This is a genomic window from Aquabacterium sp. (assembly GCF_036273115.1).
Classification (GTDB): domain Bacteria; phylum Pseudomonadota; class Gammaproteobacteria; order Burkholderiales; family Burkholderiaceae_C; genus Aquabacterium.
In genome coordinates this window covers 12560-38703 of record NZ_DASUIN010000012.1, presented here as the reverse complement: position 1 = coordinate 38703, position 26144 = coordinate 12560, and the positions used below count along the sequence as shown (strand labels likewise).

At 63.8% G+C, this 26144-nt stretch carries 24 protein-coding genes; 15 read left to right on the top strand and 9 right to left on the bottom strand.

Annotated features, from left to right (window positions below):
- Positions 1–81 precede the first annotated feature (81 nt).
- The 4 genes from VFW72_RS04850 (at position 82) to katG (ending at position 4810) form a co-directional block, all read left to right on the top strand.
- Positions 82–423, top strand: coding sequence for a hypothetical protein (locus VFW72_RS04850; RefSeq protein WP_329673143.1), 342 nt, complete (start codon positions 82–84; stop codon positions 421–423).
- Positions 424–500: 77 nt separating this feature from the next.
- Positions 501–1610, top strand: a complete 1110-nt coding sequence (locus VFW72_RS04845; RefSeq protein WP_329673142.1) for an S-(hydroxymethyl)glutathione dehydrogenase/class III alcohol dehydrogenase — start codon at positions 501–503, stop codon at positions 1608–1610.
- A gap of 19 nt (positions 1611–1629) precedes the next feature.
- Positions 1630–2463, top strand: coding sequence for an S-formylglutathione hydrolase (gene fghA / locus VFW72_RS04840; protein WP_329673141.1), 834 nt, complete (start codon positions 1630–1632; stop codon positions 2461–2463).
- A gap of 133 nt (positions 2464–2596) precedes the next feature.
- A complete protein-coding gene (katG, locus tag VFW72_RS04835) occupies positions 2597–4810 on the top strand; it encodes a catalase/peroxidase HPI (protein ID WP_329673140.1) in 2214 nt (737 codons plus the stop codon).
- Positions 4811–4840: 30 nt separating this feature from the next.
- On the opposite strand, the gene VFW72_RS04830 is transcribed toward katG, so the two are convergent.
- The gene (locus VFW72_RS04830; protein ID WP_329673139.1) at positions 4841–6013 is read right to left on the bottom strand and encodes an aminotransferase class I/II-fold pyridoxal phosphate-dependent enzyme; all 1173 of its coding nucleotides are present in this window, start codon (positions 6011–6013) and stop codon (positions 4841–4843) included.
- Positions 6014–6113: 100 nt separating this feature from the next.
- On the opposite strand from VFW72_RS04830, the gene VFW72_RS04825 reads away from it, so the two are divergent.
- Positions 6114–6926: a type IV pili methyl-accepting chemotaxis transducer N-terminal domain-containing protein gene (locus tag VFW72_RS04825; RefSeq protein WP_329673138.1), complete on the top strand. Its 813-nt coding sequence runs from the start codon at positions 6114–6116 to the stop codon at positions 6924–6926.
- A gap of 25 nt (positions 6927–6951) precedes the next feature.
- On the opposite strand, the gene VFW72_RS04820 is transcribed toward VFW72_RS04825, so the two are convergent.
- Positions 6952–7821: an AraC family transcriptional regulator gene (locus VFW72_RS04820; RefSeq protein ID WP_329673137.1), complete on the bottom strand. Its 870-nt coding sequence runs from the start codon at positions 7819–7821 to the stop codon at positions 6952–6954.
- A 133-nt stretch (positions 7822–7954) separates the two neighbouring features.
- Between VFW72_RS04820 and VFW72_RS04815 the strand changes: the two genes are divergently transcribed.
- The 4 genes from VFW72_RS04815 to VFW72_RS04800 all read left to right on the top strand — a co-directional run bounded on the left by VFW72_RS04815 (position 7955) and on the right by VFW72_RS04800 (position 10541).
- Complete coding sequence (locus VFW72_RS04815; protein WP_329673136.1) at positions 7955–8488, top strand: peroxidase-related enzyme; 534 nt, start codon at positions 7955–7957, stop codon at positions 8486–8488.
- Between the two features lie 78 nt (positions 8489–8566).
- On the top strand, positions 8567–9274 hold the full coding sequence (locus tag VFW72_RS04810) for a glutamine amidotransferase (protein ID WP_329673135.1): 708 nt from the start codon (positions 8567–8569) through the stop codon (positions 9272–9274).
- Positions 9271–9729 carry a hypothetical protein gene (locus VFW72_RS04805; RefSeq protein WP_329673134.1) on the top strand — a complete coding sequence of 153 codons (459 nt, stop codon included), beginning with the start codon at positions 9271–9273 and terminating at the stop codon, positions 9727–9729. Before VFW72_RS04810 ends, VFW72_RS04805 begins: the two co-directional genes overlap by 4 nt.
- Positions 9730–9773: 44 nt before the next feature.
- Positions 9774–10541: a hypothetical protein gene (locus tag VFW72_RS04800; protein ID WP_329673133.1), complete on the top strand. Its 768-nt coding sequence runs from the start codon at positions 9774–9776 to the stop codon at positions 10539–10541.
- An 18-nt stretch (positions 10542–10559) separates the two neighbouring features.
- Here VFW72_RS04800 and VFW72_RS04795 read toward each other — a convergent pair whose 3' ends face one another.
- Complete coding sequence (locus VFW72_RS04795; RefSeq protein ID WP_329673132.1) at positions 10560–11069, bottom strand: hypothetical protein; 510 nt, start codon at positions 11067–11069, stop codon at positions 10560–10562.
- Between the two features lie 202 nt (positions 11070–11271).
- On the opposite strand from VFW72_RS04795, the gene yghU reads away from it, so the two are divergent.
- Positions 11272–12192, top strand: coding sequence for a glutathione-dependent disulfide-bond oxidoreductase (gene yghU, locus VFW72_RS04790; RefSeq protein WP_329673131.1), 921 nt, complete (start codon positions 11272–11274; stop codon positions 12190–12192).
- On the opposite strand, the gene VFW72_RS04785 is transcribed toward yghU, so the two are convergent.
- A complete protein-coding gene (locus VFW72_RS04785) occupies positions 12183–13157 on the bottom strand; it encodes an AraC family transcriptional regulator (protein ID WP_329673130.1) in 975 nt (324 codons plus the stop codon). The two genes, yghU and VFW72_RS04785, sit on opposite strands and share 10 nt — an antisense overlap.
- 99 nt (positions 13158–13256) lie before the next feature.
- On the opposite strand from VFW72_RS04785, the gene VFW72_RS04780 reads away from it, so the two are divergent.
- From VFW72_RS04780 to VFW72_RS04770, 3 genes are read left to right on the top strand one after another with little or no spacing between them, the layout of a single operon-like run.
- Positions 13257–14882 carry an FAD-dependent oxidoreductase gene (locus tag VFW72_RS04780; protein WP_329673129.1) on the top strand — a complete coding sequence of 542 codons (1626 nt, stop codon included), beginning with the start codon at positions 13257–13259 and terminating at the stop codon, positions 14880–14882.
- 50 nt (positions 14883–14932) lie between these two features.
- The gene (locus VFW72_RS04775; RefSeq protein WP_329673128.1) at positions 14933–15817 is read left to right on the top strand and encodes a bile acid:sodium symporter family protein; all 885 of its coding nucleotides are present in this window, start codon (positions 14933–14935) and stop codon (positions 15815–15817) included.
- Between the two features lie 27 nt (positions 15818–15844).
- Positions 15845–17497 carry an acetolactate synthase large subunit gene (locus VFW72_RS04770; protein WP_329673127.1) on the top strand — a complete coding sequence of 551 codons (1653 nt, stop codon included), beginning with the start codon at positions 15845–15847 and terminating at the stop codon, positions 17495–17497.
- Between the two features lie 15 nt (positions 17498–17512).
- On the opposite strand, the gene VFW72_RS04765 is transcribed toward VFW72_RS04770, so the two are convergent.
- Together VFW72_RS04765 and VFW72_RS04760 are read right to left on the bottom strand one after the other, a co-directional pair.
- Entirely contained in the window at positions 17513–18235 is a 723-nt protein-coding gene (locus VFW72_RS04765; RefSeq protein WP_329673126.1) for a hypothetical protein, read from the bottom strand.
- Positions 18236–18250: 15 nt separating this feature from the next.
- On the bottom strand, positions 18251–20275 hold the full coding sequence (locus VFW72_RS04760) for an ankyrin repeat domain-containing protein (RefSeq protein WP_329673319.1): 2025 nt from the start codon (positions 20273–20275) through the stop codon (positions 18251–18253).
- A 206-nt stretch (positions 20276–20481) separates the two neighbouring features.
- Between VFW72_RS04760 and VFW72_RS04755 the strand changes: the two genes are divergently transcribed.
- Entirely contained in the window at positions 20482–20826 is a 345-nt protein-coding gene (locus VFW72_RS04755) for a zinc ribbon domain-containing protein YjdM (protein ID WP_329673125.1), read from the top strand.
- A gap of 22 nt (positions 20827–20848) precedes the next feature.
- Positions 20849–21085 carry an ATP-binding protein gene (locus tag VFW72_RS04750; protein WP_329673124.1) on the top strand — a complete coding sequence of 79 codons (237 nt, stop codon included), beginning with the start codon at positions 20849–20851 and terminating at the stop codon, positions 21083–21085.
- 3 nt (positions 21086–21088) lie between these two features.
- Here VFW72_RS04750 and VFW72_RS04745 read toward each other — a convergent pair whose 3' ends face one another.
- From VFW72_RS04745 to VFW72_RS04735, 3 genes are read right to left on the bottom strand one after another with little or no spacing between them, the layout of a single operon-like run.
- Positions 21089–23821, bottom strand: a complete 2733-nt coding sequence (locus VFW72_RS04745) for a bifunctional acetate--CoA ligase family protein/GNAT family N-acetyltransferase (protein ID WP_329673123.1) — start codon at positions 23819–23821, stop codon at positions 21089–21091.
- A 33-nt stretch (positions 23822–23854) separates the two neighbouring features.
- Positions 23855–24781: a histone deacetylase family protein gene (locus VFW72_RS04740; protein WP_329673122.1), complete on the bottom strand. Its 927-nt coding sequence runs from the start codon at positions 24779–24781 to the stop codon at positions 23855–23857.
- A gap of 44 nt (positions 24782–24825) precedes the next feature.
- Positions 24826–26115 carry a nitrate- and nitrite sensing domain-containing protein gene (locus VFW72_RS04735; protein WP_329673121.1) on the bottom strand — a complete coding sequence of 430 codons (1290 nt, stop codon included), beginning with the start codon at positions 26113–26115 and terminating at the stop codon, positions 24826–24828.
- Between the last annotated feature and the right edge of the window lie 29 nt (positions 26116–26144).

Here is a 26144-nt window from a genome sequence, read left to right as displayed (position 1 = left end):
GCAGTTTGGGGGGCAGATCTTGAATTCTGCGGAGGTGCCCTGATTTCTGAACTTGAATGAACTGATGTGTTTGACGCAACCATGACCCAAGCCAGTGATTCGCAGGTGCGCGTGGTTCATTTGCCAGCCACGCTGCAAAACCTTGTCAATTTGTCTGCGCTGCTCGAGCGCATGGATCGCAGCGCGCAAGCGCCAAACCCGACGCAGTACCGCCAGTTGGTGCAGCACATTGAGCATGAACTGGCGTTGCGAGCCGATGACGCGGCCTTGTCCCAACTCTTGGGCATTTTTCCAGCCACGGCCCAGATCTACGAAAACACGCGCTACGAGGTGGCAGGCTTGTGCCTGAGCCCCTTGGATGCCGCTGTTCAAGCTGAGCAGATGGCACGGCAGTGCTTGCAGAGCCTGGCGCATCGCCCTTGAAGAAACCTCACCCTGCTGAGGGTGAGGGCTGAAGAATTGCGCTAACGTTGCGGGATCTGAAATGAGGAGCCCCAACGATGAAATCCCGTGCCGCGGTGGCCTTTGAGGCCGGCAAGCCTTTGCAGGTTGTTGAAATCGACGTGGAACCGCCTCGCAAAGGCGAGGTGCTGGTGCGCATCACGCACACTGGCGTGTGCCACACCGATGCCTTCACCCTGTCGGGTGATGACCCCGAGGGCATTTTCCCCGCCGTGCTGGGCCACGAAGGCGCGGGTGTGGTGGTGGAGGTGGGCGAAGGGGTGACCTCGCTGAAGCCCGGCGACCATGTCATTCCTTTGTACACCGCTGAATGTGGCGAATGCCTGTTTTGCAAGAGCGGCAAGACCAATCTGTGTGTGTCGGTGCGCGCCACGCAAGGCAAGGGTGTGATGCCCGATGGCACCACCCGCTTTTCCTACCAGGGCAAGCCCATCTATCACTACATGGGCTGCTCCACGTTCAGCGAGTACACCGTGGTGGCCGAGGTGTCGCTGGCCAAGATCAACCCCGAGGCCAACCACGAGCACGTGTGCCTGCTGGGTTGTGGTGTGACCACCGGCCTGGGTGCGGTGAAGAACACCGCCAAGGTGCAGCCGGGTGACACGGTGGCCGTGTTCGGCCTGGGCGGCATTGGCCTGGCTGTGGTGCAAGGCGCCAAGCAGGCCCAGGCGGGTCGCATCATCGCGATTGACACCAACCCTGCCAAGTTCGAACTGGCCCGCCACTTCGGAGCCACTGATTTCGTGAACCCGAAAGACCACGACAAGCCCATTCAGCAAGTGATTGTGGAGATGACCGGCTGGGGCGTGGACCATTCGTTTGAATGCATTGGCAATGTGCAGGTGATGCGCGCGGCGCTGGAGTGCGCACACCGAGGCTGGGGCCAGTCCGTCATCATTGGTGTGGCCGGTTCGGGGCAGGAAATTTCCACCCGCCCCTTCCAGTTGGTGACCGGGCGCAAATGGATGGGCACCGCCTTTGGTGGGGTGAAGGGCCGTTCGCAATTGCCCGGCATGGTCGAACAAGCCATGAAGGGCGAGATCGAGTTGGCCCCATTCGTGACCCATACCCACCCGCTGGACCGCATCAATGAAGCGTTTGATTTGATGCACGAAGGCAAGTCGATCCGCACCGTGATTCATTTCTGAAGCCCTTGAGAGCCTGAACATGGAACGCATTGAATTGCATGGCTGTGCGGGCGGCCGCCAGGAGGTGTGGAAGCACCGATCCGAGGTGCTGAATTGCGAGATGCGATTTGGCATCTTCCTGCCCGCGGCAGCGACCCGGGGCGAGCCTTGCCCGGTGGTGTATTGGTTGTCGGGCCTGACGTGCACCGAGCAGAACTTCATCACCAAGGCCGGTGCGCAAGCCCATGCGGCACACCATGGTGTGATCGTGGTGGCGCCGGACACCAGCCCCCGTGGTGAAGGCGTGGCCGATGACTCGGCCTATGACCTGGGCCAGGGCGCGGGCTTTTATGTGAACGCCACGCAGGCGCCCTGGGCTGCCCACTACCGCATGCAGGACTATGTGGCGCTGGAGCTGCCTGCCCTGGTCGATGCCCACTTTGCCACGAACGGCCAGCGCGGCATCATGGGGCACTCGATGGGCGGGCATGGCGCCTTGATCACGGCCTTGCGCCACCCTGGGCGCTACCAGAGCGTGTCGGCGTTTTCGCCCATCGTGGCGCCCAGCCAGGTGCCCTGGGGCGTGAAGGCGCTGACGGCCTATCTGGGGCCAGACCCCGACGCTTGGGCCGAGTGGGATGCCGTGGCGCTGATCGCCAAGGCGTCGGAACGACTGCCTTTGTTGGTTGACCAAGGAGAAGCCGACGAATTTCTGGCCACCCAGTTGCGGCCTGAGCTGCTGGAGCAAGCCTGCCAGGCTGTGGGTCACCCCCTGACCCTACGCCGCCAGCCCGGCTACGACCACAGCTACTACTTCATCGCGACCTTCCTGGGCGACCACTTTGCGCACCACGCCAAGGCTTTGACTGCCTAGGCAAGCGTGGTGTTCGGTGTTTTCATTCGGATGAGCCAATCACCGTCATAGCTTTTTCTGCCTTGCCGGCACGGGTTTCGATTCCTACACTGCCTTTCAGTACCCCCGCTGACTGACAGAACAGGAGAAGCCCATGAGCGCCGAATCCAAGTGCCCGTTTCACGCTGCCAACCCGCAGACCCGTGTCGCCGCCGCTCCCACCAACCGCACCTGGTGGCCTGAGCAACTGAACCTCAACATCCTGCACCAGCACTCGCCCAAGGCGAACCCTCTGGGCACGACATTCAACTACGCCGAAGCCTTCAAGTCGCTCGACCTGGATGCGGTCGTGAAAGACCTGCATGCCTTGATGACCGACTCGCAAGACTGGTGGCCAGCCGACTGGGGCCATTACGGCGGGCTGTTCATTCGCATGGCCTGGCACTCGGCCGGCACCTACCGCATTGCCGATGGCCGTGGTGGCGCTGGCGAAGGCGCGCAGCGCTTCGCCCCGCTCAACAGCTGGCCAGACAACGGCAACCTCGACAAGGCCCGTCGCCTGTTGTGGCCCATCAAGCAAAAGTACGGCAACAAGATTTCATGGGCCGATTTGATGATTCTGGCCGGCAATGTGGCCTTGGAATCGATGGGGTTCAAGACCTTCGGCTTTGCCGGCGGCCGCGAAGACATCTGGGAACCCGGTGAAGACACCTACTGGGGCCCGGAGACCAAATGGCTGGCCAGCAGCAAGGAAGCCAACAGCCGCTACAAAGGCGAGCGCGAGTTGGACAACCCCTTGGCCGCCGTGCAGATGGGTCTGATCTACGTGAACCCGGAAGGGCCAGACGGCAACCCTGACCCCGTGGCCTCGGGCCGCGACGTGCGCGAAACCTTTGCCCGCATGGCCATGAACGACGAGGAAACCGTGGCCCTGGTGGCCGGTGGCCACACCTTCGGCAAGGCCCACGGTGCGGGCGATCCGGCCTTGGTCGGCCCCGAGCCCGAAGCCGCGCCGGTGGAAGCCATGGGCCTGGGCTGGATCAACCGGTTCGGCACCGGCAAGGGCGTGCACACCACCACCAGCGGCATCGAAGGCGCCTGGAAGCCCAACCCCACCAAGTGGGACAACGGCTATTTCGATGTGCTGTTCGGCAACGAGTGGGTGCTGACCAAGAGCCCGGCCGGTGCCCACCAGTGGACGCCCAAGAACTGCAAGCCCGAGCACCTGATTCCCGATGCGCACGACCCCAGCAAGAAGCACCCGCCGATGATGACCACGGCCGATCTCTCGCTGCGCTTCGACCCCGCCTATGAAAAGATCTCACGCCGCTTCCACCAGAACCCGGCCGAGTTCGCCGATGCCTTCGCCCGTGCCTGGTTCAAGCTGACCCACCGCGACATGGGCCCACGTGCCCGCTACCTGGGCAAGCTCGTGCCGGCTGAAGTGCTGAAGTGGCAAGACCCGGTGCCGGCGGTGGATCATCCCTTGATCGATGCCCAGGATGTGGCCGCCTTGAAGGTGCAAGTGTTGGCCTCGGGCCTGAGCGTGGCCCAGTTGGTCAACACCGCCTGGGCCTCGGCCGCCACCTTCCGTGGCAGCGACAAGCGCGGCGGAGCCAACGGGGCGCGCATTCGCCTGGCACCGCAAAAGAACTGGGCTGCCAACAACCCGGCTGAGCTCGACAAGGTGCTGGCCCAGCTCACAGCCATCCAGCAAGCCTTCAACGCAGCGCAAACCGGTGGCAAGAAGGTGTCAATGGCTGACTTGATCGTGCTGGCCGGTGGTGCGGCCATTGAAGCCGCTGCGAAGAAGGCCGGCCATAACGTGGCGGTGCCCTTCACCCCCGGCCGCACCGATGCGACCCAAGATCAGACCGACTTGGAATCGTTTGCCGTGCTCGAACCCCGTGCCGATGGCTTCCGCAACTACGTGGCCAAGGGAGTGGAGCAGTACGCCGCCGAGATGCTGATCGACAAGGCCCAGTTGCTCACGCTGACGGCGCCTGAAATGACCGTGCTGGTCGGGGGGCTGCGTGCCTTGAATGCCAACACGGGCGCCAGCCAACACGGCGTGCTCACCCAGCGCCCCGAGACCTTGAGCAACGACTTCTTTGTCAACCTGCTCGACATGCGCACGGCTTGGCAGCGCTCGGCCGCCGATGCCAATGTGCTGGAAGGCCGTGATCGCCAGACCGGGGCCGTGAAGTGGACGGCCACCGTGGTGGACTTGATCTTTGGCTCGAACGCGCAGTTGCGCGCGATTGCCGAGGTCTATGCCCAGGAAGACGGTCAGGCCAGGATGGTGCAAGACTTCGTGGCCGCCTGGCACAAGGTGATGGAGTTGGATCGGTTTGACCTGAAGAAGTAAGGAGAGGCCGGCATGGCCAGGCCATGCCGCCTACTTCAAGGTGCTGACAAACCGAGCCAGACGAGCCAGCCCTTCCCTGAGCTCGTCTTGCGACGCGGCATACGACAGCCGAACGTGCTGGCCCCCACTGCTGGGGCCAAAGTCGTATCCGGGCGTGAGCGCCACATGGGCTTCCTGCAGCGCCCGTTCGCAGAACTGCATCGCGTCCAGCCCGGTGGGACTGACATCGATGTAAACGTAGAACGCGCCATCGGGCAGAACCGGTACGCGCAGGCCGGCATCAGCCAGACCTTGCAAGACCAGCGCCCGACGCGCGGCGAACTCGGCACGGCGTGCTTCGCACACGGCCAGCGATTCCGGCGTGAAGCAGGCCAACGCGGCCATCTGTGCCGGGGTGGAGGCGCAGATGTAGTAGTTCTGCGCCAGGCGTTCCATCGCAGGGACCAGCGCCTCCGGCACCACGGCCCAGCCCAGGCGCCAACCCGTCATGCCGAAATACTTGGAAAAGCTGTTGATGACGATGGCATCCGGGTCGCGGGCCAGCACGGTGGGTGCGGGGTGGCCGTTGGCATCGGCATCGCTGAGGTTGAGGTAGATCTCGTCGACGATGCGCCAGGCATCGTGCCGGCGGGCCCAATCGCAAATGGCGGCCAGTTCGGCGGGCGGTACCGAGGTGCCGGTGGGGTTCGAGGGCGTGGCCATCATCAGGCCCCGAGTGCGTGCGCTCCAGTGGCGTTGCACGGCCGCCAGGTCCAGCTGAAAGCGAGAGGTGGCGTCGGTGGGCACCAACCGCACATCGGCGCCAAAGCCGCTGAGGAACTGGCGGTTGCAGGGGTAAGACGGGTCGCCCACCAGCACCTCGTCGCCTGGGTCAACCAGGGCGGCGGTGACCAGCAGCAGCGCCGCTGACGCACCCGCCGTGACCACGATGCGATCAGGCGAAACGGTCACGCCATGCATGGTTTGGTAGAAGCCGGCAATGGCCTCTCGCAGCGCCGTCAAACCCAGTGCGCCGGTATAGGGCAAGGCTTGTTGTGCCACTTTCTGCAGTTCGGCCAGCACGGCGGGGGGTGCCCCGAAATCGGGCTCGCCCAGATTCAGTTTGATGACACGGTGCCCGTGCGCTTCCAAGGCGGCGGCGTGCTTGCCGAACTCCATGGCCAGAAAGGGCGTGATCGATTGGGCGCGTTGAGAGATGTGCATGGCGCGATGTTAATCGTGACCGCGTGCCAGGCTGGGTTAGCCGTTGGTCCGGATCCTGCTAACGCTTCAGCGTTGTTTTTGAAGTGCTGAGGTTTACAAAATGGAAATGGAATTCGACCTGAATCGCCGGTTGTGGCTGAAGGGTGGGCTGGGCATGGCGATGGGCATGAGTCTGTGCTTGCCTGCGGGGGCCCAGGTGGTGGGGGTGAATGATGCGATCAACAAGGCGGGGCGCCAGCGCATGCTGTCGCAACGCATGGCCAAGGCCTGGCTGGCCACCGGCCAGGGGGTAGACGCGCAACGGGCCGAGAAAATCATGGCCGATTCGATGGCCTTGTTTGATCGACAGTTGGTTGAACTGAAGGCCTATGCACCGAATGCGGACATCCGAACCACCTATGCCTCGCTGGAGCGGGTGTGGAGCGACTACAAGACGGTGCTGGTGGGGCGCGCGCCGGACCGGGGGGCTGCGGCGGACCTGTTGGCGCTGGATGCGCGGGTGCTGAAGTTGGCGCACCAGGGCACCGTGCAGATGGAAGCGTATTCAGGTCGGGCTGTGGGCCGCTTGGTGAACATGGCTGGGCGCCAGCGCATGCTGTCGCAACGCATGGCCAAGTTCTATCTGAGCAAGGCCTGGGGCGTGGCCAGCCCGGAACAGCTGCAAGAGCTGGATGTGGCACGCCATGAATTCGAGCAGGCCTTGCAGACCTTGACCGCCGCACCCCAAGCCACGGTGGCCATTCGTGAGCAACTGGAGCTGGTGCGGCAGCAATGGGTGTTTTTCGACAATGCCCTGGCTCGCGTAGGTGATGCATCGAACGCCTCAGTGCGAGCGCGTGAGGTGTTCGTCAGCAGCGAAAACATCTTGAAGGTGATGGACCAGGTCACCGGCATGTACAGCCGCCTGAGTTGACATCAAGGGGCGACGAGTTTTGGGCTCATTGCATCTTCAACCAATCGCGAGGCGATGCCCCCACCTTGGCCGTGAACGCGCGCGTCAGGGCGGAGGGGTTGGCGTAGCCCAGCTCTTCGGCCAGCAGTTTGATGGCGCAGCCTTCGCGCAATCGGCTTTGTGCCAGGGCCATGCGCCAGTCTGACAGGTAGTCGGCAGGGGTTTGGCCCAGGACTTCGCGGAAGGTGTTGGCGAAAGCCGTACGCGACATGCCGGCGCATTCGGCCATGCGTTCCAGCGACCAGGCGTCGCCGGGGGCGTCGTGCAGGGCCACCAGGGTGCGAGCCAGCCTGGGATCAGACAGGCCGGTGATCAAGCCAGATCGGATGCCCGCTTGCTGCGGATGGTCGAGCAACCAACGCAGCAGCTGCAACACCACCACTTCGAACAAGCGGTCAGCGAGCAGCCGTTGGCCGCAGCGTACGTGGTCGGTTTCGGCAAAGAGCAAATCCAGGGCGGAGGCCAGTCCGGGCACGCGATCCAGCGGCACGGCCATGAAGCCGGGCAAAGCTCGGGCCAAGGGGTTGTCAGGGCCGCCGTCGAAAGCCAGTCGGGCGCAGGTGAAGTCGGACCCGTCGCGTGGCGGGTTGTGGAAGTGATGCGTCAGGGGGCGTGGGTAGAACAGCAGGGTGGGCTCACTCAGCTCAACCGCCTTGGGGATGCCGCGCGCACCGGGGTGTGTGACCTTCAAGTGCCCACGCCGCAGCACATGCAGGTAGCCATGTCCTTCGCGGGCATCGAAATGGGTCAGCCCACACAGCGCCCCGGTGTGATGCAACTGAGCCTGCACCCGAAAGCGTGACAGCAGGCCTGACAGCCGGTCGATGGGGTGGGAGGCGGGCTCTTTGGTTGGCATGACTTGTACGAAATGAGCTGAAATGCGTACGCAAAGTATCCATCAGTTCAATGGGTTTGCGCAAACTGACGTCACACCAGCGCACTTGCCGGTGTCCAAGTCAACCAGATCGAATCAACTGAAAGGACAAGCCATGCCACGCGTCAACTTGCAAACGCAACTTCAACCGACCGCCAGCCAGCCTTTGCTGAGCCAGGTGCAGCAGGCCTTCGGCATGACGCCGAACATGTTCAAAGCGGTGGGCAATTCCCCTGCCGCCTTGCAAGCCATGTGGGGATTTTTCGGGGCCTTGGGGGGCGGAACGCTGGGCGCCCAGTTGGGCGAACAAATTGCGGTGGCGGTGGCCAACCGCAATGCCTGCGAATACTGCCTGGCCGCGCACACCATGCTGGGCAAGCAAGCGGGAGCCACCGCGGAGCAAATGGCCGCGGCGCAGGTGGGTCGTTCGGATCATCCTCGCACGGCGGCGGCCTTGGCCTTTGCCCTGAAGGTGGTGGAGAACCGGGCCCAGATCACCGATGCCGACGTGGCCAATTTGCATGAGGTGGGTTTCAACGACGAGCAGGTGGTCGAGATCCTTGCGCATGTGGCGCTGAACTTGTTTACCAACTATGTGAATGTGGCCTTCGAGGTGCCGGTGGACTTCCCTCGCGTCGTGCTGCGCTAAGGTCTTTGCCTTGCAGGCGGCCGATCACTGGCATCATGGCCGCCTGATTCTCAACAAGGGCTGTTCAGGAGGCTGGGCATGGTGCATCAACCGGCGACCGTCACGGTGGTTCAACACCTGGCGTTTGAAGATCTGGGCTCGTTCGAGGCAGTGTTGCGTGAACGGGGCCACGCCATCGAGGTGGTGCAAGCGGGGGTGGACGATGTGGGCGCGGCCATCGACCGAGCCGAATGGCTGGTGGTGCTGGGTGGGCCCATTGGCGTGTACGAGGCCGATCGGTACCCGTTTCTGAACGATGAGCTGGAGGCCTTGCGCCGCCGCTTGCAGGCGCACAAGCCCACCCTGGGCATTTGTCTGGGCGCCCAGTTGATGGCGCAGGCCCTGGGTGGCCGCGTGTACCCCGGTGGGACCAAGGAGATTGGCTGGAGCGAGCTGCAGTTGACAGTTGCGGGGCAACAGTCGCCGCTGAAGCATTTGCAAGGCGTGCCTGTGCTGCATTGGCATGGCGACACCTTCGACTTGCCACGTGGGGCGCAATGCCTGGCCTCTTCTGAGGTGTATGCGCATCAGGCGTTTCAGATGGGCCCCCAGGTGCTGGCCCTGCAGTTTCACATCGAGGCGCAGGCCCGCACTTTCGAGCGCTGGCTGATCGGGCACACCGGTGAGTTGGCTGCAGCCGGGCTGGACGTCGTCAGCTTGCGGCAACAAGCGCAGCGTTGGGCGCCAGGGCTGGAAACCGTTGCGGCGCAGGTGTTGATCGATTGGATGCAAGGCTTGAACGCATGAGTGAACCGTCTCAAGTCTGGCTGACCCGACTGGAGCGCTTGGGCGCGGGCGCAGCACGGTGGATCACCTGGGTGTCGCTGATGGGGGCGCTGGCCACCCTGGGCCTGGTGGCCCTGTGGTGGCACGGGGGCCATGGCTGGCTGGCCGGGTTCACGGCATTGGTGGGGGCGGCCTGTGTGCTGCCCGGCTTGACCTTGGCCGAGGCCTTGTCTGACGTGGCGGGCTTGCGCGAAGCCATGGCTCGCGGCCTGGGCCAGGTCACGCGCCAGGAAAGCACCCGTCTGGTGCGCACCCGCGATGGGGTGTTCACCGCCGTGTCGGTCTCCTGGCGCCTGGGTTCGGCCGTCTTGCTCAGCAGCCCGCTGTGGTGGGCCTGGACTGCTGTGGGACTGCTCGGTTGTTGGATCTTGAGTGGCTGGGCCGTGATCTGGGGGCTGTGGACCCTGAGTGCATGACCCTGGGAAGATAATGGGCTTTGGCTCATTGCAGGCTTTGTTTCATGCTGCTCACCCCTTTGAACCCTTACGACCATTACCTTTATGCCGCGGTGGCCATGCTGGGCACTTTGGGGGCGGTGCTGGCGGTGGTCTGGTTGATGCGCTCATCGCCTTGGCGGGGGCGCATTCAGGCTTTGCGTGGGGTGGCTCCGCCGTTCATCAACGTGCTGGGGGTGCTGTTCGGTCTGACTTTGGCCTTCATTGCCAACGACACCTGGAGCGCCCATGACAAGGCCACGGCTGCGGTGTTTCACGAGGCCGATGCCCTGCGCGGTTTGGTGGTGCTGGGTGGGCAGTTGGACGAGCCCTTGCGTGGCCCCTTCTTGAACGCGGTGCGAGCCTATGCGCACGCTGGGGCGCAGGAGTGGGACAGCCTGGCCGTGCGCCAGGCCAGCCCCGAGGCCGATCAACAGGCCAATGCCCTGCTGCGCATGGCTCTGGACCCACGTGTGGCCGCTTCACTGGGCCACAACGCCCACGCCTTGTTGCTCGACAAGGTGTCCGACATTCGGCATGACCGCGATCAGCGCATCAGCCTGAGCCAGATGCACGTGAACCCTTTGAAATGGCTGGGCATGGCGTTTCTGGGCCTGCTGACCCTGCTGTCGATTGCGGTGGTGCATGTGGACAACCCCCGAGCGCTGTACGTGTCGATCGGGCTGTTTGCACTGGCGGCCGCTCCCACGGCAGCCATTGTGCTGATTCAGGGCAACCCGTTCTTGCAGCCCTCGTTTGTGTCGCCCGCGCCGATTCTGGCCGCAGTGGCTTGAACCGGCGCCGCCGACGGCTCAGTTGACCAGGTTGCGCCCGCCCTTGCGGCGCGGGGCGTCGTAGTCGTTTTGCCGCACGGCGCGGTGCATGTGCTTGTCGGTCACGCCAATGCCGCGCAGGAATTCATCGCGCAACTCCAGCACGTTGTCGACGGTGTCTTCCGACGCCTCGATCAGATAGCCCTGGATGCGCTCCAGTTCTGCGATCTGGCTTTCGCTGAAAGACGGGCGAGCCCAGTCGGGCAACATCGAGCAGGGGCTGAAGCCCCAGGCTTGGGGGCGCAGGAAGACATCTTCGGCCTGCATGACCTGGGTGAGGTCTTCGAGATCGCTGCTGTCGAGGTCTTCCACCACGCCGTGGTCCATGACCTGTGCGGCCACCACGCGGGGTTCGGCCGCATCGATCACGACCCGGCACAGCAAGAGGTCGCCATAGGGGTGCAGGCGGTGCCGCCAGTGCCCTTCCATCAGCCGGGCCGGCGCGATGGGTTGATCGCAGTCTGATGAGACGTTGTCGAACCAGTTCATGGTGCCACCCTCCGATGTACTGCAGAAGTGCTGTTGCCCATCATGCAGAAAACGGGCCAGGTTTGGTGAGTCAAATAAGCCCCTTTTTCATGGTTCGGCGTTTTCCTGCGACTTTCATGTAACAGGGGCCCACACCTGCGCAAAACAGGGGTATTCTGAAAAGCTCGCCGGGGCGTGATGGATCTTTGCTAACCTGATCCGCATGAACACAAAGCCCTCTGAAACCAGCCCTGCGGCCACTTACACGCCGCCTGCTGTCTGGACCTGGAAGCAGGCCAATGGCGGTCAGTTCGCCAACATCAATCGCCCCATTGCCGGCCCCACACACGAGGCCGAATTGCCCGTGGGCAAGCACCCCTTGCAGCTGTATTCGCTGGCCACGCCCAACGGCGTGAAAGTGACGGTGATGCTGGAAGAGTTGCTGGTGCTGGGCCACGCAGGGGCCGAATATGACGCCTGGCTGATTCCGATCACCCAGGGTGCGCAATTTGGCTCAGGCTTTGTCGAGGTCAATCCCAATTCGAAAATTCCGGCTCTGATGGACCGCAGCGGTGCACAGCCCATTCGGGTGTTCGAGTCGGGCTCGATCCTGCTGTACCTGGCCGAAAAATTTGGGGCCTTCCTGCCCACCGAGCCGGCGCAGCGTGCCGAGTGCCTGTCGTGGCTCTTCTGGCAGATGGGCAGTGCGCCCTTCCTGGGGGGCGGCTTCGGGCATTTCTATGCCTACGCCCCGGTGAAGATCGAATACGCGATTGACCGCTACGCGATGGAGGCCAAGCGGCAGATGGACGTGCTCAACCGCCGCCTGGCCGAGCACCCCTTTGTGGCAGGGGCCGACTACAGCGTGGCCGACATGGCCATCTGGCCCTGGTATGGGGCGTTGGCCTTGGGGCAGCTCTACAACGGGGCCGACTACAACGCCTGCGAATTTCTGCAGGCGCGCAGCTACACCCATGTGGTGCGCTGGGCTGAGCAGATCGCGCAGCGGCCCGCCGTTCAGCGTGGGCGCATGGTGAACCGCACCTGGGGCGAGCTGTCAGAGCAGCTGCACGAGCGCCATGATGCGAGCGACTTCGAACTGCGCACCCAAGACAAGCTGCAAGCCAAGGGCGATCAGCCCTGACGCCAGCGCGCCGGCGTGGTGCCGGTCCAGCGCTGGAAGGCGCGGTAAAACGGGCTGAGCTCGGCAAAGCCCAGGTCGTGGGCGATGTCGCGCAGCGCGCGCTGGGTGCCGCTGACCTGCTGCAGGGCCAGGTCTCGCCGGACCTGGTCAAGCACCTCGCCAAAGTGCGTGTGGCAGGCCTGCAGCCGCCGTGCCAGGGTGCGTTCACTCAAGCCAAAGGCCTGGGCGGCATCGGCCCGCGTGGGCAGCGGAGGGCCCATGTGGGTGGCGATCCATTGGCGCACGGCCTGGTCGAAATCCTGTGCCTGGTTCATGGCGTGCAGCTGGGTGGCGGCGTATTGTTCATGCACCTGCGCCAGTTGCGGGTTGGCTTGCGGCAAGGGGTGGTCGAGCACCGTGTTGTCGATCAGCAAGCCGTTGTAGGCCTGGCTGAATTCGATGGGGCAGGCAAAGACCTCGCGGTAGCCGCTCAAGGGGCCCACCTGCTCATGGCTGAATCGCACCAGGCTGGGGCGAATGGGCTGGGGGCTGAGCCAACGGGTGGCGCTGACCACGGCCGCCAGCACGGCTTCGATCTGGTGCGGGCTGAAGGCCAGATCGCCCTGCCGGGGGTGGTAGACCAACCAGCTGGCTGTGGGGCCGGGCAGCAGCTGGAACCGCCCGCCGTCGGAAATCAGGCTTTGGTACTTCTGGACCACGTTCAGCGCCTGCCGCAAGGTGGCGGCCGACTGCACGATGAAGGCCACCACATTGAAGCTGGCCGGGCCGACCAAAGCGCCGGCTTTCAAGCCAAAGCCCGGGTCTTGGGTGAGGCGGGCGGCTGCGCGCCACAGCCGGGTGATGTGGTCAATGGGCCAGCGGTCCTGCTGCAGTTCCTCCGGCCGGATGCCGGCGGCCGCCAGCACGGTGGTGTCGCCCAGGCCCTGGCGCCGTGCTTCGCCCAGCACGGTGTGCACCCAGCTCATGGAAACGGTGGCCTCTGAGGTCAAATACTCTGTCCTGTCAGGTCAATTTCTGGGCATCATAAGCCGATAGGGTGCGCCTTCAAGAGAGGGAGACAGCGCATGACTCAACGGTTTCAGTCTGACGTGTTGGTGGTGGGCGGCGGCCTGGCGGGCATCGTCACGGCCCTGGAATGCTTGCGAGCGGGCCAGCGCGTGGTGCTGGTGGACCGCGACACCCCCGAGCGCCTGGGGGGCCTGGCGCTGTGGGCCTTCGGTGGCATGGCCCTGGTGGGCACGCCTTTGCAAGCCCGCATGAAGATCCCGGACACCCCTGAGCGCGCCTTGGCCGACTGGCTGCGTTTTGGCGAGCTGGGCGAACACGATGTCTACCCCCGCCGATGGGCCGAGTACTACGTGCAGCATTCGCGCACCGAGGTGTATGACTGGCTGTTGGCGCATGGCTTGAAGTTCATGCCGGCGGTGAACTGGGTGGAGCGCGGCCTGTATGGCAACGGCAACAGCGTGCCGCGTTACCACGTGGTGTGGGGCACTTCGCGCGAGTTGACCCGCTGCATGATCGCGGCCCTGAAGGGGGCCGACTCGGGCGGGCGCCTGCAGATTCTGAGCCGCCACCGCGTGACCTCGCTGGAGCGCAGTGCCGGGGCCTTGTCGGGTGCCGTGGCCGTCAATGAAGCCACGGGCGCCGAGGTGCGTCTGGACGCGCCGGTGGTGGTGCTGGCCATCGGCGGCATCAATGGGTCGCATGCCGAAACCGTGGCCAACTGGCCTACGCACCGCCCTCGCCCGGCTGCCATGCTCAATGGTGCCCACCCGTTTGCCGATGGCCGCTTGCACCACCTGGTGGAAGACCAGTTGGACGGCCGTATCACCCACGCGGGCGAGATGTGGAACTATGCGGCCGGCATTCCCCACCCACAGCCGCATTTCGAGGGGCATGGCCTGTCTTTGATTCCCTGCAAGTCGGCGCTGTGGCTGGACCACACGGGGCACCGCATCGGCCCAGAGCCCTTGGTGACCGGCTTTGACACGCACGAGCTGTGTCAGCGTGTGGCCGTGCAAGCCAAGCCCTATACCTGGCAACTGCTGAACTGGCGCATCGCCTCGACTGAGTTTGCGGTATCAGGGGCCGAGCACAACCCCCGCATTCGCGACAAGCAGTTCCTGCGCTTCGTGTTCGAGATGCTGACCCACAACGACCGTCTGGTTCGCCAGATGCAGCGCGAAAGCCCGCACTTCCTGGTGGACGACACCCTGGAAGGCCTGGCCCGCCAGATGAATGCCCTCACCCAGAGCTTGTACGGCACCGCAGACGTGCACCCCGCCGTGCTGCAAGCCACGGCCGATGCCTTTGACGCCAACTTTGCCAACGGTAGGAAGCTTCACAACGACGACCAGATTCGCCGCGTGATGCATGCCCGCCAGTGGGGGCCCGACAAGCTGCGCACTTGCGCACCTGCCCCCCTGCAGATGAAAGGGGCGGGCCCCTACATTGCCATTCACATGCAGCTCATCACCCGCAAGAGCCTGGGCGGGCTGCAGACCGATCTGCAAAGCCGGGTGCTGGACCGCTCTGCGCAGCCTGTGTCGGGCCTGTACTGTGTGGGCGAGGCTGCGGGCTTTGGCGGCGGTGGCGCCAATGGCAAGCGCTCGCTGGAAGGCACCTTCCTGCCTGGCTGCATCTTGACGGCGCGGGCAGCGGCCAAGTCGATTGTGGCCGGCGCATGAGCCGGCGGTTTGCGAAAGCATTGAATCAACCAAAGACCTGAGGAGCCCCTGTGCAAGGTGACATTGTTTCCAGCGTTCTGCTGCCCCTGATCTTGGGCTTCATCATGTTCTCGCTCGGCCTGGGGCTGACGGTGAACGATTTCCAGCGCATTCTTCGGCAACCTCGCGCTTTGCTGGTGGGGGTGCTGTGCCATTTCGTGCTGCTTCCCGCGGTGTGCTACCTGATGCTTACCTCGCTGGGCGTGACCGGGGTGTTTGCCGTGGGCTTCATGCTGCTGGCGGCTTGCCCCACGGGGGCCACGTCGAACCTGTTGACGTATCTGGCCCGAGGTGATGTGGCCCTGGCCTTGAGCTTCACCGCCGTGGCCAGTGTGATGACCATTTTCACCTTGCCCATCATCGTCACGGCAGCCCTGGCCCATTTCATGGGCGCGGCGCGTGCAGTCGAGGTGCCCGTGGGCCTGATGATGGGGCAGGTGGCCGTGGTGATGGGTTTGCCGGTCACCTTGGGCATGGTCGTACGCCATCGCTGGACAGCCTGGGCATTGCGATTTGAACCTCGGGCCACGCGTGTGGCCACCCTGCTGTTCGTGATCATCGTGGTGCTGGCCGTGATCAAGAACTGGCATCTGGTCCGCGACAACTTTGCCTCGCTGGCCCCATTTGCGTTGGTGTTGAATCTGACGATGCTGTGCACGGGCTTCGGGGTGGCCTGGCTGGCCCGTTTGTCGCGCAGCCAATCGATCACCCTGGGCATTGAGACGGCGGTGCAGAACGCCGCGCTCTCGCTGGTCATGGCCAGCTCGGTGTTGAAAGACGACGCCATGGCCATTCCCGGTGCCTTGTATGGCGTGCTGATGTATGTAGGCGGCTTGCTGTTTGCCTTCACCATGCGGCGCTTCAGCGAGGCCCCAGCCGCTCGTGCGGCGCATTGACCGACAAGATCCACAAGGAGACCTCTTATGAACGGCGCTCAAGCTTTGATGAAGACCCTGGTCGATGCCGGGGTGACAGTTTGCTTCACCAACCCCGGCACGTCCGAGATGCACTTTGTGGCGGCGCTGGACCACGAGCCCCGCATGCGGGCGGTGCTGGCCTTGTTTGAAGGCGTGGCCACGGGGGCGGCTGATGGCTATGCCCGCATGGCCGACAAACCAGCCGCGACCTTGCTGCACCTGGGCTGCGGGTTGGGCAATGGCCTGGCCAACTTGCACAACGCGCGCAAAGGCAAGGTGCCGATTGTGAACATTGTGGGCGATCACGCCACGCACCATGTGCCCTACGACGCGCAACTGCAGTCCGACATCGAAACCGTGGCGCGCAATGTGTCGAGCTGGGTCCGCACCTCGCAAAGCACCGAGGCGCTGTGCCGGGATGCTTCAGAAGCCATTGGCGCGGCCATGGGCCCGCCTGGGCAAGTGGCCACCTTGATCCTGCCGGCCGACGTGTCGTGGAGCGAGGGGGGCGTGCCCGCGGCGCCGCCTGTGTTGCAGCCTGCCCCCTGTGCCGATGACGCGGTCATGGCCGAAGTGGCCCAAGCCCTGCGCTCGGGTCGCAAGACGGCGATCTTGCTGGGCGGCCGCGCCCTGCGCGCGCCGGCCCTGATGGCGGCGGGCCGCATTGCCGCACAAACCGGCGCCAAGCTGTTTGCCGAGGTGTTTCCCACCCGCATCGAGCGGGGCGCAGGCCTGCCTCATGTCGAGCGCGTTGCCTATCTGGCCGAGTTGGCGTCAGTACAGTTGGCGGGCTACGAACACCTCATTCTGGTCGATGCCAAGGCCCCCGTGTCCTTCTTTGCCTACCCGGGTAAGAAGAGCTACTTGGTGCCCGAGGGCTGCCAGGTCCACACCCTGGCGGGTTTCACGCAAGACGCGGTCGGGTCGTTGGAACGACTGAGCACTCACCTGGGCGCTGACTCGGTGGCCCCCGTGCTGCAGGAAGCGGTGCGCCCCGATCGCCCGCGTGGCAAGTTGACCGCCGAAAAGGTGTGCAAGGCCATTGGGCATTTGCTGCCCGAGCGCGCCATCATCGTGGACGAAGCGCAGACCTCGGGGGTGATGCTGCCCAGCTTCACGCGCGGCGCGCCGCACCATGACGTGATCACCCTGACGGGCGGCGCCATTGGGCAAAGCTTGCCCAACGCGGTGGGCGCGGCCATCGCCTGCCCGGATCGGCCTGTGCTGGCCCTGTGTGGCGACGGCTCGGCCATGTACACCATCCAGGCTCTGTGGACCATGGCGCGCGAAAAGCTCAACGTGACCACGGTGATTTTCAACAACCGCTCTTATGCCATCTTGAATGTGGAGCTGCAACGCGTGGGCGCCACCGGCAAGGGCGAAAAAGCCTTGTCGCAACTGGACCTGAACAACCCAGGGGTGGACTTTGTGCAGATGGGCAATGGCATGGGCGTGCACTCGGTGCGGGCCACCACGGCAGAAGAGTTCGCCAATGCGTTGGAATACGCGCTGCGCAGCCCAGGGCCGCATTTGATCGAGGCGGTGGTGCCCAATGCCTTTTCCGGCCTGAAGCTCAAGCTTCTGCCGCATGTGCTGGGCTCGCTCGATAAGTTGCCGCAAGGCTTGGCCCGCGTCATCAAGAGCAAGGTGGCGCCTTGAGGGGGCGACGGCCTTTTACCCTCTGGAGCCGATTCCAATTGAAGGTTGCTTGAACGTCCGCACACACTTGTTCGGGTCGCGCTCCGGATCACATGTGCGGATGTCTTCGCCTTTCCAGTGAATGAAACGAAGCAACCATCCCGGCGCGTTGAGCAGATCCAGCTCCGCCGATTCCTTGGCGGCTTTGCAGGCGAAGACCCGGCCACTTTTGAGCGCAGCACATTCACAGACAGGCTGGACTCCACCGTCTTTCTGATCTGCGCTGGCCGACGCCAGTTTGCACGCAGCCTCACGGGTGGTCGCCGTAGCAATCACGTCATCCGGCTGAGCAGAATGACTGGGCTGGAGGCATTCAAAACGGCCATCGGCTTCGGCCTTGAAGAAGCCTTTGGTCGCCCAGGCATTGATCTTGCCCAGACACACGGCGGTCGCCAACTTGGAAGCGGACACATCAGCTCTCTCGCCTGGCTTGAGGTTTCTCATGTTTGTGTAGTACGGGTTGCCTCGGTTAGCCTGTGACCCACAAACCGGCACCACACTGGGCTTGGCCAAAGCGCAATACGCCACCGAGATATCCAGACCGCACACATTGCTCATCCGCGTGACTTTGCCATCTTCGGTTGTCTCGAGGCATTCATTGGCCTTCTGAGCCCAAGCGTGGCCTGCGCACGCCAGCATCACGGCCCCCACCATGGTCGTGATCAAGGTATGGAGGCCCCGGCGAATCGTACGGTTCATTGTTGTCCCCCCCAGTCAATACACCACCAGCCGGTCGCACTTGTCGCGCCGGTCATTCTTGGCGCACTGATAGCGATTGCCCGTGGGCGTCAAACCCAACAGGTGAGGCAGATAGCGCTCACGCTTGGTGATGCCTCGGCCGCAACCAAACAGACGGTATTTGCCCGACACGCCAATCGAGTTGACATGGTTGTTGGGGCCGCTGCAGCCGACCAAGCCTCGCGCGGTTTCCAGGTCCTTTTCGCCCACCTGCGTTTGTTGCAATGGGCCGTCACACCACCACAGCGTGCGCTTCTCGTCCATCCAGCACGCCATCATGGCTTCGGGCTGCACGTCATCCCATTCGTCTGCCGCAGGCTTGGGCGCTTGATTCACGGTCGGCTTTGGCGCAGCTGCGGCTGCTGCCGCGGCGGCTTGCTGAGCTTTCCAGGCATCCAGCTTTTGCTGGCTGTCTATCCGAAGCGCTTCCAAACGCGCCCGCGCTGCCGCCATGGCAGCAGCATGCTGACCCGAGTCGTATGCGCTCGACGAGCTGCCGGAGCCCGTTGTAGGTCGACTGCCCGATCCATACGACGATGAACCCGATGGGCTGCCCAGCGTCGAGGGTGGCAAGGACATGTTTTGTGCCTGTCGCACCAAGCCATCCATTGTGGCGTTGAACTGCCGCATGATTTCGGCGCGGCGTGCCTGCGTGCCACGGTTGTGCTGGTTCAGCTGCAAGTTGCCTTCTTCATCGCAACTTGCATCGGTGTCATCGTCCGTTTTTCTGCGGGCCTGGCGTTCACAGTCAGCAATCTTGCGCTCCAGTGCTTCCTTTTGGCGTTCGCGTTCTCGCTCTTCCCACTCCAGCCGGTCTAGCTCAGCTTGGGCTTTGCGTTCGCGCTCCAGCGCTTCTTCCCTGGCCACCCGGGCCAGATGGATCGGGTCAACCCGCTTTTGAGCCTTGAACTCGCATGGCTCTTTTTCGCCATCCACATAGCAAAAGCCTGCCCCACTGCCGTCGATCCATGTGCCCTCGTAGCGCGGCTTGCCATTGCTGGACCACAGGCCGTTGACGGGCAAGCCTTGACTGAATACACCCGAATAGGTCTCTGTGCGGTCTATTGTTTCGGCCTTGCCTTCGCCTTCGGCCTTCCCATCTCGGCACCCACCTGACAGGAAAATCCAATTGGCTTTACCTGTCTTGCAAGGTTGCGCGGCAATGCGGGCGTTGATTTCCTCTTGGCGTTTTTGCTCGGCCAGGCGTGCTGCCTCCTGGGCTTTCTTTCGCTCCTGTATCCGTATTGCGTTGGCAATCAAGACCTGTGTTGAGGTAGCGCCTTGTTTCGCCGCGACATCCTGGGCTGACGCACCTGCCGCATTGATCCCATCCAGGCGGCTCCCCGCGTCGAGGAACGCTGCGACGACCTCACTTTTCCCCATCACAATCGCGTTGTAGATGGGCAGATCGTTGTAGCCGTTTCTGAAATTCGGATCAGCACCAGCGGCCACCAAGCCTCTCACCAACGCTACATTCCCCTTCGTTGCTGCCTGAGTCAGAGCGGTCTGCTTGAATCTGTCGATCTGGTTCAAATCAACCCCGTTTTTTGCCAGGACCGCAACCACATCTGGGCTTTGGGTTGCGAACAAGGGCGTGACACCACTTGAGCTGGCCGCACTGACCGATGCACCATGCTCAATCAGGAATTGGCACAGTTCAGCCTCGCCCCGAGAGGCCGCATGGAACAAGGGCGTTTCTTTGAACAAATCTTCGGAGTTGACCAAAGCGCCGTACCTCAGAAGTACTTCGGCTGATCGCTTGTTTTTGGCCACAAACAAGGCGGTGCGGCCATAGGCGTCCTTTTGATCAACCCACGCACCATTCTTTAGCAAAGCTTCTTCAAGTTGAGCCTGACCTAAGCTCGCTGCCAAATGCAAAGGCGAGGTCTTTTGGTCGCCTTCCACTACATTCGGGTCTTCTCCGCTTTGCAGTAAGCGATTGATTTCCCTAAGGTCACCCGCTCGCGTTGCCTCATGCAGTTGGCTCGCGCAGCCTGCCAACAATGCAGTGGCCAATGCCAATAACTTCAGCTTCAATTGAACTCATCCTCCTATAGTTCATCTAATCACCGAAGAAGGGTCAGTACATTGGAATATGTCAAACAATACTGCGATATCCAAAGGTTGATGGTCACCGATGAAGGATCTGACAGCAGGAGAAATCGGCAGCGATACCATTGGGGCATTGATTGATTGAAAGTGCCCCCATGAGTACCTTGCCCCCCTGCCCCCAATGTGCCTCCACCTACACCTATGAAGACGGCACTCAACTCGTCTGCCCCGAATGCGGCCACGAATGGAGCGCCGCAGCCGAAGCCGAGGCGGCGCCTGCGGCCCGCGTCTGGAAAGACGCCCACGGCAACGTGCTGCAAGACGGTGACACCGTCACCCTCATCAAGGACCTGAAGATCAAGGGGTCCTCGTCGGTCATCAAGGTGGGCACCAAGGTCAAGAACATCCGCCTGCTCGACAGCGATGACCATGACATCGACTGCAAGATCGACGGTTTTGGCCCGATGCAGCTGAAGTCGGAGTTCATCAAGAAGGCTTAAGCAAGCCGACCCGTTTTGCCGCATGCCCGCCGCTGCCCTGCCTCAGGTCTTGCCCGATCGCTGCACGGGCTGCGGCCGCTGCGTGGCGGCTTGCCCACCGCATGTGTTGTGGCTGGAAGCCCAAGGGCCCGAAGGCCAGTGGCGCAAGCTGTCGGTGTTGCACGACCCGGCCGGATGCACTGGCTGTGCGCGCTGCGCTGTGGTCTGCCCCTTTGACGCCATCGAGATGGTTCGTGTGAGAGCGCCCGAGCGACCCTAGCGCTTACAGCGCGTGCGTGACCAGTCGGAAGTCCGGGTCTTCCGGATAGGGCTTGACCGTGAACCCCAGGCTGCGCATCAGCCTCAGCATGCCGTCGTTGTTGGTCAGCACCAGCCCGATGATCTCGGTCAGGCCGCGTTCGCGGGCCACGTCCATGATGCTTTCCATCAGACGGCTGCCCAGGCCCTTGCCGCTGAAGTCATCGGCCACCACCAGCGAGAACTCGCAGCTGGTCTGGTCGGGGTTGATGATGTAGCGTGACACACCCACGATGCGCTCGCGGTCGACCATCTCGCCATCCGCTTGGGCCACCCGTTCCTTGTAGACGGCGACCAAGGCCATTTCCCGGTCGTAGTCGATCAAGGTGAACTTGGCCAGCATGGCCGGTGGCAGTTCGGTCAGCGAGGACACGAAGCGGAAGTAGCGGCTTTCGGGCGAGAGGCTTTGAACCAGCTCCTGCAGCATCTGCGCGTCGTCGGTGTGGATGGGGCGCAGCGTGTATTCGCCGCCGCCGCGCATGGGCCAGACCTGTTCCAACCGGGCCGGGTAAGGTGGAATGGGCAGGTGGCTGTAGGCGCCAACCCGTCCGCCAATCGCTTGCGGGGCACTGTCGATGACGATGCGCGCATCGACCGCGACCGCACCATGCTCGTCGATGATGATGGGGTTGATGTCCATCTCGCGCAGCTGGGGCAGTTCGCACACCATCTCTGACACACGCAGCAAGATGCGTTCAAGGGCATCGAGATCGGCCGCATTGGTGCCACGCCAGGCGCCCAGGGTTTCGGCCACGCGAGCCCGCTCGATGAGGTGGTGGGCCAGGTACTGGTTGAGCGGAGGCAACTCCATCGCCCGGTCGTCGATCAGCTCGATCATGGTGCCGCCTGCGCCAAAGGCGATCACCGGCCCGAACGGGTCACCCGGGACCACGCCAATGCAGATCTCGCGGCCCGTGCGGGTGCGCGCCATTTGCTGCACCGTGATGCCGTTGATGCGGGCCTCGGGCCGCAGGCGTCGCACGCGCTCGATCATGTCGTTGTAGGTGTCACGCACCCCGGTGCCGTTCATGACGTTCAGCGCCACGCCCTGCACGTCGGACTTGTGCGGGATGTCGGGCGAATCGATTTTGAGCGCGACCGGGAAGCCCAGCTGGGTCGCAATCATCATGGCCTCGTGGGCGCTGCGTGCCAGCAGAGTTTCAGTGACCGGAATGTGGAAGGCCGACAGCAGACTTTTCGACTCCATTTCCGTGAGCACCTTGCGCCGCTCGGCCAGCACGCTTTCGATGACCAGGCGCGCGCCTTCGATGTCGGGCTTGGCCAGGGTGGACAAAGGCGGCGGCGTTTGCTGCAGCAGCTTCTGGTTCTGATAGAAGGAGCTCAGGCTGCCAAAGGCGCCCACCGCGGCTTCGGGGGTGCGGAAGCTCGGAATATTGGCGTCTTTCAGCACGCCACGGGCCGCGACGACGGCGGCGTCGCCCATCCAGCAGGTCAACAAGGGCTTGGACAAACCGGATTTGGCTGCCGCCACAGCCTGGGCCACGGCCGCCGGGTCCTGGCCCATCTTGGGCGAGTAGATGACCAGCAGGCCATCGATGCCGGTGTCGCGGTTGGCAGCCTGGATGGCAGCCTGGTAATGCCCAGGGCCGGCGTCTTCCGCCAGGTCGATCAGGTCCACCAGCGAAGCCTGAGGCAAGAGCTGGGCTTGCAGGGCGCTGGCACTGTCAGGCGACAGGGTGCCCAGCTGCAGGTCGATTTCGTTGATCCAGTCGGCCGCCAGCACACCGGGGCCGCCGCCATTGGTGACGATGGCCAGTCGCTTGCCGACCGGGCGGTAACGCGAGGCCAGGCACTTGGCCGCCGAAAACATCTCTACAAACGACTTCACGCGCACGGCACCGGCGCGGCGCAGGGCCGCATCAAAGACCTCATCCTGGCCCACGATGGCGGCGCTGTGGGTTTGGGCGGCAGCGTTGCCTGCGGCGCGACGCCCGGCTTTCAGCACGATGACCGGCTTGGCATTGGCTGCCGAGCGCAGTGCGCTCATGAAGCGGCGGGCATCCGAGATGCCTTCCATGTAGACCAGGATGCTCTGGGTTTGTGGGTCGTTGGCGAGGAAGTCGAGGGCTTCGGCCAGCCCCACGCTGGCGTGTGGGCCCAGTGAGATGACCGAGGAAAAGCCCACGCCGTTCTTGGGGGCCCAGTCGAGCATGGAGGCCGTCAGGGCCCCGGACTGCGAGACCAGGGCCAGCGGCCCGGTGTTGGCCAGCGGGCCCACGGTGCCGGCGTTCAGACCCAAGGCCGGGCGCTGGAAGCCCAGGCAGTTGGGCCCCAGCAGGTACAGCCCTTCGCGGCGGGCCTGCTTGTGCCATTGCTGCGCTTGCTCGCGCCCAATGCCACTGGCGAGCACCATGACCGCCTGGCAAGCCATGCGTGCGGCCAGTTCAATGGCGGCACTCACCTCTTCAGGCGGCAGGGCAATGATGGCCAGATCAGCCTGCACCTGAACCAGGTCGGCCAGGGTGCCGCGGGTTTGCGTGTCAAAGAACTGCAGGGTGCCTTTGAAGCGCTGGGCTTTGAGGGCTTGCAGCACGGCCGCAGCGGGCGCGGGCGGAATGGACGCAGTGGGGGGCTGATCCGCTGCGGTGGATGTGTCCTCTGCAGCCGCTTGAGTGGCCCCGGCAAACACCACGATCGAACGCGGGGCAAACAGCGGGGTCAGGTAATGTTGATCCATGCAAGCTCCCTTGGGCGATGGCGTGGGGCCGATTCAGGCGGCCCCGATCAGGGCCTTGACGTGGGCGGCGACGGCGCGCCCCAGGGGGTTGAGTACATAGCCCCCCTCCAGACAGGAAATGACGCGGCCTTGGCAGTGGCGCTGGGCCACGGCCATCAGCTGGGTGGTGACCCATTCGTAGTCAGCATCGACCAGGCCGAGGTTGCCCATGTCGTCTTCACGGTGGGCGTCGAAACCGGCTGACACGTAGATCAGCTGTGGCCGAAAGGCTTCCAGGGCGGGCAGCCATTGCTCGCGCACCGCTTCTCGAAAGGCATCGCTGCCTGTGCGAGCCGCCAGGCCCACATTGACCATGTTGGGGCCGATGGCGTTTTCGCCGCTGTAGGGGTAGAGCCCCTTTTCGAAGATCGAGCACATCAGCACCCGGTCGTCACCCCGGAAAATGTCTTCGCTGCCATTGCCGTGGTGCACGTCGAAATCGATCAGGGCCACGCGCTCCAGGCCATGCACATCGAGCGCATGCCGAATGCCCACGGCCACGTTGTTGAAGAAGCAAAAGCCCATGGCCGCCGCGCGCTCGGCATGGTGGCCAGGCGGGCGAACCGAGCAAAAGGCGGTGCTGACCTCGCCGCGCAAGACCAGATCGGTGGCTTCGACAGCTGCCCCGGCAGCGCGCAAGGCGGCCTGCAGGGTGTGGGGGTTCATGCTGGTGTCGGGGTCGATCTGAACTTGCCCCTGGGCGGGCGAGCGGGCGCGGATTTCCTGCACGTACAGCGCCGAGTGGGCCCGACCGAGTTGTTCGTCGGTGGCCAGCGGGGCGTCGTAGGGAATCATGTAGTCCAGCAGGCCCTTGATCAGCAACTGATCATGGATGGCGCCCAGGCGCGCGGGGCACTCGGGGTGCTGGGCGCCCATGTCGTGACGGGCGCAGTCGGGGTGGGTGATGTAGGCCGACAGCATCGTCCCAGTGTAGGAACGCGGACCGGGAAATGCAACGCGAAGGCTCAGCCAGACCGTTTCGGTGTGCGGTTTTCCTGACTGAAGACAAAGTCAGGCAGGGCCAGGGTGGCTTCGGCCACGTCCAGCAGGCGCCGGTTGTGGTCCATGGACGCTTTTTGCAGGGCGCGGAAGGCCGCCTCTTCGGTCAGCCCCATGCGAGACATCAGCACGCCTTTGGCCCGTTCGATGATCTTGCGTTCATGCAAGGTGCGGCGCGCCTTGTCGAGCTCGGCTTCCATGGCGGCCAGGCGCTCGGACTGGGTGCGCAGCAAGGCTTCCAGGTCGGATTCGCTGGGGGCGTTGCGGCTCAGCAGCGGGGGGGCTTCGGGGTGGCTGTCGGCGCGGAAAAAGCGGCCCACGGCATCGGTATGCGGTGGCGGGTTGTCGCGCAACTTCTGCAGCAGGCTTTCTGCGTCTTGCAGTTCTTGCTGGGCGGCTTGCAGTCGGGCTTGCCCGTGCTGACGCAAGGCGTTGACCAGCGCCTCTTCGATGGCTCCCATCACCGCCATGCGTTCGCTGCAGGTGTCAAACCAGATGGGGCTGAGGGCGGCGTCGAGGGCAGCGCCAGGCCGGGTGGTGCACAGGGTACGGCGCAGGCGCTCCAGTTGCGCCACGTTGGGGGTGAGCTGGTGTTGTTGCCAACGGGCGCGGACTTCCGGCTCGGCAAATTCTTCGAAGGTGCTCAGGCAGCGGTCTTGCGCATCAATGAGCTGCACCACGCGTTGCTGGGCGGGGTCCTCGCTTTGGCCTGAGGCAAGCAGCTGGGCGCCCACGGCGCGTTCCTGGCCAGCGTATTCCTTGCCTTGTACCAGGTGCACCAGGGCCACCAGCAGGCGAGACATGCCGGCGTCACCTGTGGCCTCGGCGAGGTGGAAGATCAATTCGACGGCCCCGGCAATGAGGCGGCTGTAGGCGGCCACGGCATCGTGCGCCCCCATCTGGCGCTGATCGATCTGCTGTCTCAGGGTCTCCAGGGCATCGAGGTCGAGCAGCACCCAGGCCATCAAGGACAAGGTGGCCGAGGTGGCACCTGCGCCCGGTTGTGCCTGGGCCAGGAAGCGTTGCCGTATCTGCGATTCGATCGGCTGGCTTGCCCCCACTGCCGCCTGACGCTCGGCCGCAAACTGCTGCCCGGCCGAAGCCAGGTAAATGCTGGAGGCGCCGCGTTCATGCTGCAAGGCGTGGATCAGCCGCCCGATGGTGCCCACCAGCTCGACACGGTCGGTCAGGTGGCGAATGCCATCGAGGTCCAGCTGCTTGGCGCGCAGCACGAGAAGGGAAAGCGTTTGTTGCATGAAAGGGGCCGACAAATTGCCAACAGGCA